The organism is Ramlibacter sp. AN1133 (assembly GCF_037890035.1).
Taxonomy (GTDB): domain Bacteria; phylum Pseudomonadota; class Gammaproteobacteria; order Burkholderiales; family Burkholderiaceae_C; genus Ramlibacter.
Genome location: NZ_JBBKTQ010000025.1, coordinates 1 through 13,785 on the forward strand (window position 1 = coordinate 1; position 13,785 = coordinate 13,785).

The following is a 13,785-nucleotide window of genomic DNA, read 5'->3' on the forward strand; positions in this document are numbered from 1 at the left end:
CCGGCGCGACGATGGGCAGTATCTTCCTTGGCGCGACGATCACCGTGCGGTGGCCGGCCGTCCAGCGCTTCGCGCTCTTTGGGTTCCCGCCTGCGCGGAACGACGGAGAGGAGCGGATGGCCCCTGCACGGCCCAACGTCGCGGCAGGTGGTGCGCGGTGCGGGACCGCGTTGGTGCTGCCCGAAAAATCGGGCCCGCCGCCGCAGGAGGCTACACAGCGTCAGCGATGTGAGCCTCCGTACGTTTCTGACTGGCGACTTCTGTTTGAACGGAGCGTTTGCCGCGAGCGGCAAACGCGCAGTGAGTTATGGCGCCGCGGCGGCGGGCCCGATTTTTCGGGGAAGCCCGGCGCGCGAAGCCGCCGGGCCAGCACCTTCGCGGGCACGCACCGCGCACCACCTGCCGCGACACCCCCGGAAGAACTCAAGACGCACAAACGACGAAATCACGCCCGCCCCACCGGCGTCAACGCCCCCGCCTTCAACATCCGCACCAACTGCTCCGCCGGCACCGGCGGACTATAGAAAAAGCCCTGCGCCTGGTCGCAATTCAGGTCCCGCAGCTTCATCGCCTGCGCCTCGGTCTCCACGCCTTCCGCCACGACCTTCAGGTTCAGGCCGCGCGCCAGCGAAACGCAGGTCCGCACGATCCCCTCGTACGCCGGATCGGCCGTGATCTTCTTGACGAAGGCGCGGTCGATCTTCAGTTCGTCGATCGGCAAGGTGACGATGTAGGCGAGCGACGAATAGCCCGTGCCGAAGTCGTCGATCGCCACCGGCACGCCGAGCGCCCTCACCTGCTGCAGCACCTCGATGGCACGCTCCATGTTCGAGATCAGGATGCTCTCCGTGATCTCGATGCCCAGCGCGGAGGAATCGCCCTGCAGCCCCTGCAGCGCCCGCTGCAGCGCGGGCACGAAGTCGTCGTTGCGCAACTGCGCGGCGGCGACGTTGACGGCGATGCGCGGGGCGGGCAGGCCGGCATCGCGCCAGCCGCGCCAGTCGTCGATCGCGCGCTCCATGATGGTCTGCGCGACCTCGCCGATCAGGCCGATGGTCTCCAGCGCGGGCACGAATTCGCCCGGCGGCACGAGCCCGCGGCCCGGGTCCATCCAGCGCACCAGGGCCTCGACCCCCGCGATGCGGCCGGTGGCGAGTTCCACCTTGGGCTGGTAGTAGTTGACGAACTCGCGCTTCTCCAGCGCGCGGCGCAACTGCGGCTCCAGGCGGAAGTGCATGCTGCGCACGTTGTCCACCGAGCGGTCGAAGAAGGCCATCGGCTGCTCGCGCTCGATCGCCACCTGCAGCGCCGTGTCGGCCGCGTTCACGACTTCGTCGAGCGTCTTGCCGTTGTCGGGGTAGGCGGCGAATCCGAGGTTCACCGGGCACACCAGCGACAGGTTGTTCACGTCGTACGGCTTGTTCAGCAGGGTCGCCAGCTCCGGCGCGACCTTCTGCGCGAATTCCGCGGGCCGGCTGTCGGGGAAGAACAGCACGAACAGGCCGCGCTTGATGCGGCCGATGAAGGCGCCACGGTCGCCGAACACGCGCAGGCGGTCCGCCGTCTGCTTGATCAGCGCATCGGCCACGCGGAAGCCGTGCGCCGAGTTGATCTGGTTGATGGTCTTCAGGCGCAGGAAGCAGACCATGCCGCACGCGGGCTTGGAGTGGTCGAACTCCGCTTCGAAATGGAACCAGTTCGGCAGGCCCGTGAGCCGGTCGGTCTCCGTGGCGATGCGCAGCTGGCGGCGCAGGTTCAGCAGGCTGGCCACCGACTTGGCGATCTTCACCAGGCCGTCGCGCTGCAGTTCCGTCAGGCGGCGCGGCACGGAGTCCATCACGCACAGCGTGCCGATCGCGCTGCCGTCGCGGGTGCGCAGCGGCACGCCGGCGTAGAAGCCCAGCGTCGGCCCCTGCGGGCCCCACGGCTGCGGGTCGGCCCAGCCGAGACGCGCCACGTCGGGAATCTCCAGCACGCGGTCGGGCTCCAGGATGGCGTGGGCGCAGAACGACTTCTCGCGCGCGACCTGCTGCACCGGCACCCCGACGCGCGACTTGTACCACTGGCGCTGGCTGTCGACGAGCGTCAGCGCGCCCATCGGCGCGCCACACAGCACGGTGGCCAGCTGCAGGAGCCGGTCGTAGTCGTCGTCGGGTTCGGTGTCCAGGATGCCGAAGCCGCGGAGTTCGGCCAGGCGCTGCGGCTCGTCGGCCGGCTGCAGGGCGGCCGTGTACAGCCAGGCCGCACGTGCCGGTCGCTCGCCGCGCTGGATGGGCGGATCGAGCATCAGCGTCGAGGCCTCGACGGAAAAGGGTCGTTGCTGCACCACGGCCATGGGGGAGATCCTCGTTAGTAGCGGCTGATGGGGGCGCGCTCGGAAGCGACGGCCGCACTGAAGGCATCTTCAGCCTCGCGCGCCGCCCGCTCGGCCGCCTGGCGCGCGGCTTCCTTCTGCGCCAGCAGCAGCGCGGCAAGCTCCTGCGGATCGGGCTCGTGCGCCTTCTCGGGCAGGGTCACGGGCACGACGGACAGGTCGACGTCCAGCGCGAAGCGGTCGCCGCCCACGTCCTCGGCGACGGCCTGCGTGAAAGCGTGGGCCTCGCCCAGGTGTTCCGCATGGGCCCACGGGGCCAGCGGCTCGTCCTGCGCCCCGCGCGGGGCGATGCTCGCGTCGGTGGCAAGCAGCATCGCGACGTCGTGGAGGCAGATCAGGTCGCGCGCGGCCTGCACCGTCAACGCCGCACCGGGCGCAAGGACGTCGAACAGGGCGTGCTCGATGACGGGCAGCACGTCGGGGGTGCCCCAGGCGCGCGTCACGCGTTCGGCCAGCGCGCGCTGCTGCTCCAGGCCGGTGGCGGCGCTCACCTGCGCCAGCGTCGGCGCCGGCACGCCATGCACCTTGGTGTAGCGGCGCTGCACGGCCTGCACCGCCTGCGGGTCGTCCGCCAGGCTGCAGATGCGCATCAGCTCGAAGAACGCCACGGGCGCAGGGTTGCCGCTGTCTTCCAGGTAGCCCTTGAGCACGTCCATCGCATCGGAATGCAGCCCCAGCGAGGACAGGAACTCGACCTCCTCGAAGATCGCGGCGAGCGTCTCGACGCGCAGCAGTCCGCTGCTGGCGGGCCGGGGTGAGGCTGGCGGCTGCCCGCCCCCGGCCGGCGCGAGATCGAACTCCAGGGGCTCGAAGGCGCTGGCGGTGTTCGCGGCCTGCGGCAAGGAAGCCGACAGGGGCCGATCCGAAGACGTCGTGTCCGCCGCGACGATGCCCTCGGCGCCGCGCTGCGCCACCAGCGGTGCGAACGAGGAGTCGCCCGCTTGCGGCGCGCCGGCGGACTGCGGCAGAAGCGGCGCGCGTTCGCTCGGCGTGTACCAGGGCAGGCCGCCGGCGGCTCGCCGCGTGCGCCATGCGAACAGGGCCACCGCCCCGGCCGTGGCGAGCACGATCAGCGCCAGCCCCTGCACCATGCGCGGCGACAGGTACCAGGGCTGCGCCTCGTCGAAGCGCCGGCGCAGGCTCGCCATCTCGGTGCGCGTGCTGCCCGCCGCGGACCGCAACTGCGCCAGTTCGTTTTCCAGCTTCTGCAGGGCGGCGTCGCCGCGCACCAGGTCCTGCGGATCCGCGCTGATCGCCTGCCACAGCATCGCGGCCCGGGCGCGCAAGGCGGCATCGCCCGGCGGCGAGAGATGGGCGCTGACGCGCAACAGCGAAGAGGCATCGGCCTCGATCGCATCGAGCCGCAGCCGCGGCCCGGCCGCTGCGGGGCGCTGCGCGCGATAGGCCCTGGCGGTGCGCAGGTGCGCGGGGGCAGCGCCCATGCGCGCCATCGCGGGCGTGAGGTGCAGGCCGGCGGGGCGAGCGTCCGCGCGCACGGCCATCCTGTTCGCCGCGGGACGCAGCGGCATCGCCGCCGCCACCGCCCTCGGCGCGGGCTGCATCAGCCGCGCGAGCACCGCCTCGGAAGGCATGTCCGGCAACAGCGCGTAACTGCGTGTCAACGTGCTGCCGCAGCCCGCGCGCAGCGTGACGGTGACCAGCGGTTCGTCCACGACCTGGTCGGACGTGATGCGCACGCTCCGGTGTTCGCCCTCCCCGATCACCGTGGTGTTCACCTTGGCGGCCGCCAGGCGCGCATCGCCATAGGCGACCTCGGCATGGACGCAGGCATCGCTGCTGTCGGCGGAACGGAAACGGGCCGGGACGGTGAGCTCCAGCGGGCGCCCGATCCAGAGCTCGCCCGCGGCCTGGCCCAGCGATTGCGCCCACGCCGGCCACGAGCACGCAAGCACTACGGCGACTGCCAGTTTGCGACCGTGCGTAAGCAAGTTTTTCATGGCTGACGCACTGTACGAAGCTCGGCAGAAGGCCGCGGGTAGGATGCGCAGCGTTTGCCTTGTAGGACGCCGACTACCTCGGTTTCTGGCCCGCAGCGAGGCCTTGCACCAGCGAGGAACCAACGTAGCGCGGGCCTTCGAACAGGTAGATCGGGAAGCCCTCGTAGGTGGCGAGCTGCGGTTGCAGCTCCTGCAGCGTCGCGGGGCGGAAGCCGCCGCCCGGGTTGGGCCGGAAGGCCTCCGCGATCAGCCGCACGCGCTCGCGCCCGAGGCGGCGCGCCAGCACGTTGGCGTAGTGCCGCGCCACATAGGCCTCGCGCGCATGCACGCCCACGCCATCCTGGAAGAACACCCCCACGTCGGGCGGCAGCCACTCCACGAGGCTCTGCGCGAGTTCTTCCGGGCCGACGTTGGCGCTGTCGTAGACGCTGATCCACAGGGGCCTGGGCAGCGGCGCGAGCAGCGCCTTCAGGCGGAACGCTTCCATCCACGTGGGATCGATCTCCACCGGGAAGTACCAGCCGGTGACGTTGACCGGCGGCGGGGTCCTGGCGATGCGGGCCGAGAGCTGCGCGAGTTCCTCGAGGCTCGCGCGCGCGTTGCGCTCGTCGAAGCGGCCCGCCAGCCCCAGGATCACTTCACGCGCCCACGGCTGGCCGGCAATGCGCTGCCAGTCCGGCATGTTCTTGCCCGCGGGCAGGTCGGTGCCGGGCACGAAGGCGAAGTTGTCCACCACCGTCCACTGCACCAGCAGCCGCTGCACGCCCAGGCGCTCCCAGTCGCCGCGCGGCTGGGTGTGCTCGTTGTCGATCTGCCAGACCACGCCCTCGATGGGAGGCACCACCTTCGAGGCGCAGCCGGCCACCAATGCGGCGGCCGCGACGAGGCCGCAGAAGAGGATGCGCATCGTGTCAGTAATTGAGCAGGCCGTTGATGAACAGGCCCTTCATGCGGTCGTCGCCATTGAGCTTGAAGCGGTACTGCATCGTCACGTCCCAGTAGGAGCGCGGCGCGGTGTACACGTCCTCGCGGAACCAGCGCCGCAGGCTCACGCCCGGGCCGGCGCCGGCGGCCGTCTTCTCGGCGGCCAGGCTGGAGTCGTACTCCACGCCCGCGAACAGGTGCGGGAACAGCACGGTGCGGCCGTCGCCTCCCACGAGGTAGCTGCGCCCCACCATCAGCGAACCGATGCCGTAGTTGATGTCGTTCTCCAGGTAGCGGCCGACTTCCGCGTAGAAGCGCATGGTGGTCCAGTTGCGGCGGTCCACCCGCAGGTCGTTGCCGATGTCGTAGGAGTAGCCGATCTGCGCCAGCCAGTCGTCGTTGACGTTGGGGCCGAAGGTGCGGCTCAGGGACAGCAGCAGGTTCTGCGAGGTGAAGGGCTTCCAGCGCGCGCCGACGCCGCCCTGGAAGCTGTCGCCGCCGGTGAAGCCGCCGGCGCGGTCGTCCAGCGTCATGAAACCGCGCGCGAACAGCTCGACGAACTCGCCGTTGCGCCAGCCCCAGGGGCGGTAGTAGCCCTCGATGCCGGCCTGCGTGGTGCGCCGCCCGCCCGTGCCGCCGGTGACGCCGAAGCCCGGCTGCACGCCGCCGCCGTTGCGCAGCGTGACGGACGCCAGCACGCCCCACTTGCGCGTGAGGTCCGCCACGGTGCGGCGGGTGTCGTACACCATCTGCGGTTCCATGCGCAGCTGCAGCGCGTTGGTCGCATCGATCGCCCGCCGGAAGTAGCCCACCGCCTCGTCGTCGTGGCGGCTCTTCATCGCGGCATAGCCCGCGTCGAGCAGCGAGGTGGGCGGCAGGCCGCCCGCCCCGTCCGCCTGCGCGAAGGCCTGGCGCGCGGCTTCGGTGTCGCCGATGCGGGTGGAGAGATACGCCATGTCGAGGCGGTTCTGCGGCGTGACCGAACCGGCCGGCAGCGCGGCGAGCCGCTCGCGGGCCTCGCGCGTGCGGCCCAGGTCGGCCAGCAGCGCCGCTTCGGTCTGCGGCGGCAACTGGCCCGCCTGCAGCGCCGCCTCGGCATCCGCGTTCGCCCCTGCGATGTTGCCGAGCTTGCGGCGAACCATGGAGCGCTGCGCCAGTGTCTGCGCATCCGGCCGCAGGTCCAGCGCCGCGGTGGCGGCGCGTTCGGCCTCCGCCCACTCGTTGGCCGCGAGCGCCGCGTTCATGTGCATCAATTGCCAATCGCGCTGCGCCGGCGCGGCCGCGGTGGCGAGCCGGGCCTGGTCCAGCGCGCGCTGGACGTCCTTCTGCTCCAGGGCCCGGTAGGCGGCGGTGGCGTTGGCGAATCCCGGCGCGGGTGGCGCGGCCGCGGCTTGCAGGGTGCAGGTCTGCGAGGTATCGACGTTGCTGCAGTCGATGCCGGGCGCCCGCAGCACGTAGGCCGCGGCGGCCGTGGCGTTCGCGATGCGCTGGCGCGCGAATTCGCGCCGCGCATCCGCCTCGGCATCGCCGGCCGGCAAGGCCGCCAGCAACTGCATGGCGCGCTGGCCGTCGCCCTGCGCCAGCGCGAGATCGGCGGCGAGCAGGCGCAGCTGCCGCTGCGTGGCGGGCTGCAGGCCGCGCTGCTGCAGCGCGCGGTCGACGTCGGCGGTGGCTTCGGCGGGCCGGTTCAGGCCCTGGCGCGCATACGCGCGCAAGGCGAGCGGCGCGGCACTGTCGGGCAACAGCGCGATCGCCTCGCTGGCCACGCGTTCGGCCTCGGGGAAGCGGCCGTCGCGCAGCAAGGCATGCACCAGCACCAGCCGGTAGCCCGCGTTCTCCGGCGCCCAGCGCACGGCGTCGGTGCCGTTCGCGATCGCGCCCTTCACGTCCCCGGCCTGGAGCGCCTTGTACATCGCTTCGCCGGCCGCCTGCGCGCGGGTGCGCGCGAGGTCGGCACGCGCGCGCGCCAGCGCGGCGTCGTCCCCGGCGGCCTGGCCCGCGCGGGTCAGCGCTTCGTCGGCGCCGGCGGCATCGCCCGCGCCCAGCAGCGCCTCTGCGAGCAGCAGCCAGTAGTCGCGCCGGTCGGGCGCGAGCTGCGTGGCGCGCCGCGCCATTTCCGCGGCGGCCTGGTAGTCGCGCCGTGCGTACGCCTTGTAGCCGGCATCCGCGGCGGCATGGGCCGCCTGGGGCCCACGGGTGGCGCCCGCCGAAGCGGGCTGCCCTGTCGCGGAGAAGGAGGCCAGCGCCAGCACGGCGACGAGTGCCAGCGCCTTTCGTTGTTGTTGTGACATGGACGTTGTGGTGGAACTAGGTTGGTTGCATGGTGGGCTTGCCGAAGAATCCCCTCTGTTGTTCCGGTTGAGCCGCGGCTCGCGCGAAGTAGCTCCTTTGTTCCTGGGCCACCTGCTCCAGCATCTCGCGCTGGATCACGCGGCGTTCGACCAGGTAGTCGCCGATGCGCCCGTGCTGGTCGGGCTTGTAGTCGGCCATCGCGGCCTCGAATGTCTCGCGGCGCAGCACGCCGCGCTCGATCAGCAGGTCGCCCAGCAGCGGTCCCTGCGGGATGGCGGGCGCCTTGCCGTCGTGCCTGCCCTCGCGCAGCATGCGCAATGCCACCGACACTTCGCCTTCGCGGGCGATGCGCTGCACCGGCTCCTCGCCGATCGCCGCGGTGATGTCCTGCAGCGACTGCTCCGATAGCGGGCTGGCCACGGCGAGGACCGCGCGGTTGTTCTTGTTGCGCCCCATGTGGATCGCGCGGTGGCGGATCGCCAGTTCGGCCGGCATGTCGGAGGCATGCTTGCGCACCAGTTCGGCGGTGAGGTGCGCGCGCGGCAGGTCGGCCTGGTAGGCGATGGCTTCGGCCAGCGTCTCCTCATCGAGCCAGCCGTTGGAGACCAGCACGCGGCCCAGCGGCACCTGGCCCTGCGCCTGCTTTTCCAGCGCCCGTTCCAGCGCACCGTGCTCCACCGCGTTCCAGGACGTGAGCAGCTCGCCCAGGCGCTGGCGCCGGCGCGCGAGTTGCGCGCTGCTGGGGAATTCGTGCGCGGTCTTGTCCCATGCCAGGCGCGTGCCCTTGAACAGGTAGGACAGGTACATCTTCCAGGCGCGGGCCACCGCCATGCAGTTGACGAAGTTGCCCACCACCATGCGCGGCAGCGCCATCAGCCCGTGCTCCCAGCCATAGAGCTGCGACGTGAAGTACACCCGGTGCGCCGCGCGGATCGCGAGGAAGAACGCGTTGATGTAGATCATCTTGCGCCAGATGCTCCCTTCCTGGAACAGCGAAGGATAGTACGCATGCCACCATCCCGTGGCGAGTCCGACGTGGAAAATGATGAAGTGGGCGACCAGGATGTACGCCAGGATGCTCACGAAGGAGGTGAGCACGCCCTTGCGGTCGTGCAGCAGCAGGTAGCGCGCCGCCGTCGTGCGGCCCCGCCACTTGATCTGCTCCCAGCTCTGCAGCCCGATGCCCAGCACCCAGCGCGCCTTCTGCCGGTAGGCCGCGCGGAAGTTGTCGGGGAAGTACTCGCGCACGCACAGCGGCATCTGCATCAGCACCTCGCGGCGCTTCTTGCTGCCCCAGGCCGTGCGGTTGATGTGGAAGGTGACCGGGAACACGCCGAAGATCGACTGCATGCCCATCTGCGACAGGCGCATGCCGACGTCGTAATCCTCGGTGAGGCTGTCCACGTTGAACGGCTTGTTGCGCGTGGCGCCCACCAGGCCCAGCAGCGCCTTGCGCGAGAAGCAGGTGCCGACGCCCGCGGAAGGCACCATGCCCGAGACGCTCTCGCGCACCACCATTTCCTTGGCGTGGCTCTCGGCGAACTCGTCCATGTAGGTGCCGGCCACCAGCTCGTACCACTCGCGTTCGAGCGAAGCCACCGGCAGCTGGATCATGTCCTTGCGCGGCAGCAGGTAGTTGAAGAACTTCAGTTCCAGCGGATGCAGCACGTCCTCGCTGTCGTGCAGCACGACGCCGGCGTATTCGGTGCCGCTCTCGCGCTCGTGGTCGAAGATCGCGGCCACCACCGCATTCAGGCAGTCCGCCTTGCTGGTGGGCCCGGGGTGCGGCACCTGCACGCGCTGCAGCTGCGGGTAGCGCTTGGCCATGCGCTCCACTTCGTCGATGGTCGGCTGGTCGTTGGGATAGGTGCCGACGAAGACGCGGTAGTTGCGGTACTCCATCACCTCGATCATGTTCTGGACCATGGCGGCGATCACGTCGCTTTCCTGCCAGGCCGGGACCATGATGGCCATCGGCTGCTCCTCGCGGTCGCGCAGCTGGTCGACGCTCAGGCGCCGGTACTGCGCGCTGCTCTCCACCTTGGCGCGGCGGATCAGCCGCCGCACCCAGTACCAGCAATCGATGAACAGGTCGTCCAGCGAGGACACGAAGATGACCAGCGCGAGGATGGCGGCGAGCACCTCGAGCCCGGAGTTGTACTCCGCTACCAACAAGTCCCAATTCATACTGCTTTCCTTCCTCGCTGCTTGCGGCTGCCTGCTTTCCTGTCGCGGGAGCGCGCGGCTGGCTTGCCGCGCGCTCCCGTCACCCCTTACCTGTCACCCGCCATGGCCTTGCGGCGGCGCATGCGGCTGGCGAACACCAGCAGGCCGACGAAGAGCGCCACCAGGATGATCGGCAGCAGCCACCAGTAGCCGCGCTCGAACAGGCCGGGGGCCGTCTCCTTCATGATCCCCTGCCCCGACGGGTCGCGGGTGTTGACTTCGGTGCGCAGGCCGTTGTTGCCCATGATGGCCAGGTTGCCGCTGGACAGCTGGATCGGCTTCTCCATGGACGGGGGCGTCGCGCCCATCGTGCGGTACACGGCGCCGATGTCGTCGCCCTTGCCGTTCACTTCCAGGATGCCCACGCGATTCAGGCCCCGGACGTCGAGCAGCGGGCGGTCCTTGGTGCCGGCCAGGAACAGGCGGTCGTTCTCGCCCTTCACGCCTTCGGCGACGCCGTCGGGCAGCACGTCCACGGCCAGGTACGGCCCGCTCACCTTCGGATGCGAACCGTCGGCGACCGGCTCGAACTTCGCCTTGGCCGGCGACAGGCCCGTGCTGGCGGCCAGGCGGATCACGCGCGGTAGCGTGCCGGTGGCGTCACTCAGGTGCGACTGGGGAACCAGCAGCGTGCCGCCGGAGGCGAACTTCGCCATCAGGCCGGTGAAGTCGCTGGAGGGCTCGATCTTGTCCAGCAGCATGTGGCTGGAGGGCAGCACGGACACCGGGTACGGCTCGGGCGTCTCGCGGCAGCGGTCGGAGGCGAGCTGGCGCACGAAGGACACGCGGATCACGTTGCGCGTCTGCAGTGCGTAGCGCGGCACCGGCGCGATGATGCGCTCGCGCTTGCCGGTGGCTTCCATCTCCTTGGCGCCCAGCAGCACGTCGTTCATGAACACCGAGACGACGGGCGGGGTGCGGGCGGCGCTCGGCGAGGCGGCGACGTCGATCACCAGCGTGCCGGGGCCCTTGCCGTCGGCGGCGACGGAGCCGATGTCGAAGGTGGCGTTCCAGTCCGCATGGGCCAGCACGTCGAAGCTCGCCGGCTTGGCGCCCAGGTACTGCAGCGACACCGCGTTGGAGTCGTTGTTCTTCGGCGTGTCGACCGCGCTGACCGTCAGGTTGGTGCCCGCGGCGGCCTGCTGCCAGATCTGCGTGAACAGGCCCGCGGCCTGCGCGCCGGCGTCGGGCGCGACCAGGATCACCGGGCGGCCGTTCTGGTTGCTCAGGGTGATCTGCTTGGAGCCGACCTGCTGGCCACCGGCATTGCCGATGATGATGTCGGGTTCGGCCGGGCCGGCGGGGGCGGCCGGCGCACCGGGCGCGGGCGCCGCACCCATGGTGGCGGTGGAGCCGGTGCCGTCCGCGGTGCGGATGATCGGCCGCTTGCCGGCACGTTCGAGCGCCACGCCCACGCGCCAGGCGGCGTCGTACATCTCGGGCGAGAGCTTGTTCGACTGGATCAGGATCGTCGGCTTGCTCGGCAGCGCGGCCCAGGCCGTGGTCAGGTCGCGGATCCCGGAGCCGTCGTAGCGGAACACGAACCTGCTGGTGGGCTCGATGCGCAGGATGTTGCCCGGCGTGCGGGCGTCGGCGCAGGTGTTCTCCCGCGCGACGGCGGTGCGCCAGTCGACGTTCAGGCGCACGAAGCCGCTCGGACGCGGCTTGCCGTCCACCGGGATCTGCGCGCTGGCGTCGCCGCGGTCGGCCGTGAAGCCGTTGGCGACCACGGGCGCGCCGTCGATGGCGTACACCAGGGTCGTGCGGCCGCCGTCGGCGCGCACGTAGCTCGCATCGAGCTGCAGCACCGCGCCGGAGAGGTTCACGCCCGGGGGCACGGGGAGATAGATCTCCTTGATCGTGTCCGGGTAGCCCAGGACCACCGGCTCGGTGAAGCCCAGGTCCTGGAAGGTCACCGTGCGGGGGACCCACACGCCGGCGTTCTCCGCCGGCTGGAACACGGAGGTCTGCGGCGGCACGTTCGCAGGCGTGGCCTGCTGCGTGGGCCGCAGGGTGGCCTGCGTATTCTGCGGAGCGTTAGGTTGTTGTGCAGCGCCCCAGCCGGGGAGCAGGCACACGGCCGCCAGCGCGGCGGCGGGCAGGACACGGTGGAGTTTCATGCAGCACCTCATTGTCAAAAGCATGGCCGGCCGAGCTCAGCGAACACTGCTGGGCGCAACCCAGGTAAAGCCCAGCGCAGTGATCCCTTCGAGCGTCTTCTTGAAATCCTCGAAGCCGGGCACGCCGAGGGTGGGTTCGAGCCAGAAGGGATGGAAGAAGAAGGATGCGAAGCCGTCGCGCACGGCCTTCGCATACTTCGCGTTGGTCACGATGTCGTCCGCCGTGTAGTTGTAGTTCGACGTCGGATCGATCGAGGAGATGTCGTATTCGATGTTGCCCAGGTTCTCGGGCAGCACGCGCTGGCCGTAGAAGTCCTTGCCGATGGCGTACGGGTAGTACTGGCCCACGGAGAAGTCCTTGGACACGGGCGCGAAGAAGTCCGGCTTGTCGGCGGTGAAGTACACGGCCCGCTGGTAGGTGGTGGAGAACAGCTGCGGGGCGGTGCGCGCGGTGGTGCCGGACGTGTGGTAGTGCGGCGCCTCCCAGGCGATCGGGTTGAGCCCGAGCGCCTTCATGTCCGTGAGGCCGTTGCTCAGGCGGCCGTACGCCCAGGCGGCGGAGTCCTCCTGCACCGGGGCGTTGTCGACGATGTTCCAGAACTCGTAGTCGTCGCCGCTCACGCCGGTGTGGGGGTTGCGCATCTTGCCGTACTGGTGCGTGAAGCCGTGCATCACCATCTCGCCGCCCTTGGCCCGCGCATGGTTCAGCGCCTTTTGCAGGTTGGTGGCCTGCGACAGCGGCACTTCCTGCGGCACGCCGCCGTTGTAGACGCCCAGCGCGTCGACGTAGCGCGGGATCACGGCCACCGAGAACGGGATGCGCCTGGCGCCCATGTAGTCGCTGAGCGTCTTCATCGCCGTCACCGACACCATCGCGCCGACGTCCTCCAGCCGCACCATCGCCTTGTGGCTTTCGGCGTGCTCGATGCCCAGCATGTCGTGCAGCAGGTCGGCCAGCACCAGGTAGCGGTCGCGCGGGCCGATGAAGCTGAAAGGCAGGTCGGCCACGTACCAGAAGTTGCCCGAGCGCAGCACGTAGGGCAGCGCCTCCTGCGTGGCGGAGTTCACCACCGGCACCACCTGCGTGGCCTTGGCCGCGTCGGCGATGGCGGCCCAGCCCATGTCGGGGTCGCCGTTGATCTGGTTGCGCCCCGCGTCGTACTGGTAGTACTTGACGAAGTCCAGGCCCTTGTACTTCACGGTGTCGAAGAAGCCGGGCGCGGGCGCGGCCGCGGTGGGCAGCGCGTTCATGCCGCGCAGGCCCTTGTACTCGATGCCGCGCGTGGCGGTGAAGTTGTACTGCGGGTTCCAGGCGAGCTGCCAGATGTTGTACTTGAACCAGACCAGGGGCGAGGCGGTCGTCGCCGCATCCGCGAGGAAGGCCGGCGGCAGCGGGTTGTCGTAGATCGCGCCGAGGTAGAAGGTGGCGGTGTAACCCTCCATCTGCCCGGCCGCGTACTGCTGCACCGGCACCAGGTCCACCTGGGCGTCGAAGTGCCCCAGCAGGTTGCGCAGCATGATCGTGTAGGCGAAGCCCAGCTTGTCCCACGGCGTGCCGGCGGGGTTGTCGTACAGGGCCAGCACCTTGGGCGCGGCGGCGGGCGACGTGGTGGCGGGCGACGTCTTCCTGCCCTGCAACACCTGGGTGACCTGCACGGCCAGCGACTGCAGCGCGGCCTTGTCGATCGTGGCGGGCAGCTGGTCGAGGACGTGCTGCAGCTGCGCGCGGCGCGCGGCATCGGGCACCTGGTTCACCAGGCGCTGGAGCGCGGCGCGGTCCAGGGGCACCTGCGCCTGCACGGCGGCGGCACCGAGGAAGGCGGCGCCGGCGAGCAGCGCGAGGAAGAAGCGGCGGAGCGTTCTCATGGCTTGTTCTTGTGCGGTTTCTTGG

At 70.4% G+C, this 13,785-nt stretch carries 7 protein-coding genes; all 7 read right to left on the bottom strand.

Annotated features, from left to right (window positions below; genetic code table 11):
• Positions 1–445 precede the first annotated feature (445 nt).
• The 7 genes from WG923_RS24860 to WG923_RS24890 all read right to left on the bottom strand — a co-directional run bounded on the left by WG923_RS24860 (position 446) and on the right by WG923_RS24890 (position 13,760).
• Positions 446–2,335: a putative bifunctional diguanylate cyclase/phosphodiesterase gene (locus WG923_RS24860; protein ID WP_340353701.1), complete on the bottom strand. Its 1,890-nt coding sequence runs from the start codon at positions 2,333–2,335 to the stop codon at positions 446–448.
• A 14-nt stretch (positions 2,336–2,349) separates the two neighbouring features.
• Positions 2,350–4,332, bottom strand: coding sequence for a hypothetical protein (locus WG923_RS24865; RefSeq protein WP_340353702.1), 1,983 nt, complete (start codon positions 4,330–4,332; stop codon positions 2,350–2,352).
• Between the two features lie 73 nt (positions 4,333–4,405).
• Positions 4,406–5,239, bottom strand: a complete 834-nt coding sequence (locus WG923_RS24870) for a hypothetical protein (RefSeq protein WP_340353703.1) — start codon at positions 5,237–5,239, stop codon at positions 4,406–4,408.
• A 4-nt stretch (positions 5,240–5,243) separates the two neighbouring features.
• Entirely contained in the window at positions 5,244–7,547 is a 2,304-nt protein-coding gene (locus WG923_RS24875; RefSeq protein WP_340353704.1) for an NfrA family protein, read from the bottom strand.
• A gap of 16 nt (positions 7,548–7,563) precedes the next feature.
• Positions 7,564–9,735 (bottom strand): glycosyl transferase family protein, encoded by a 2,172-nt coding sequence (locus WG923_RS24880; protein ID WP_340353705.1) that lies wholly within the window; start codon positions 9,733–9,735, stop codon positions 7,564–7,566.
• A gap of 86 nt (positions 9,736–9,821) precedes the next feature.
• Positions 9,822–11,894 carry a hypothetical protein gene (locus WG923_RS24885; RefSeq protein WP_340353706.1) on the bottom strand — a complete coding sequence of 691 codons (2,073 nt, stop codon included), beginning with the start codon at positions 11,892–11,894 and terminating at the stop codon, positions 9,822–9,824.
• 36 nt (positions 11,895–11,930) lie between these two features.
• The gene (locus WG923_RS24890) at positions 11,931–13,760 is read right to left on the bottom strand and encodes a DUF2334 domain-containing protein (RefSeq protein WP_340353707.1); all 1,830 of its coding nucleotides are present in this window, start codon (positions 13,758–13,760) and stop codon (positions 11,931–11,933) included.
• Between the last annotated feature and the right edge of the window lie 25 nt (positions 13,761–13,785).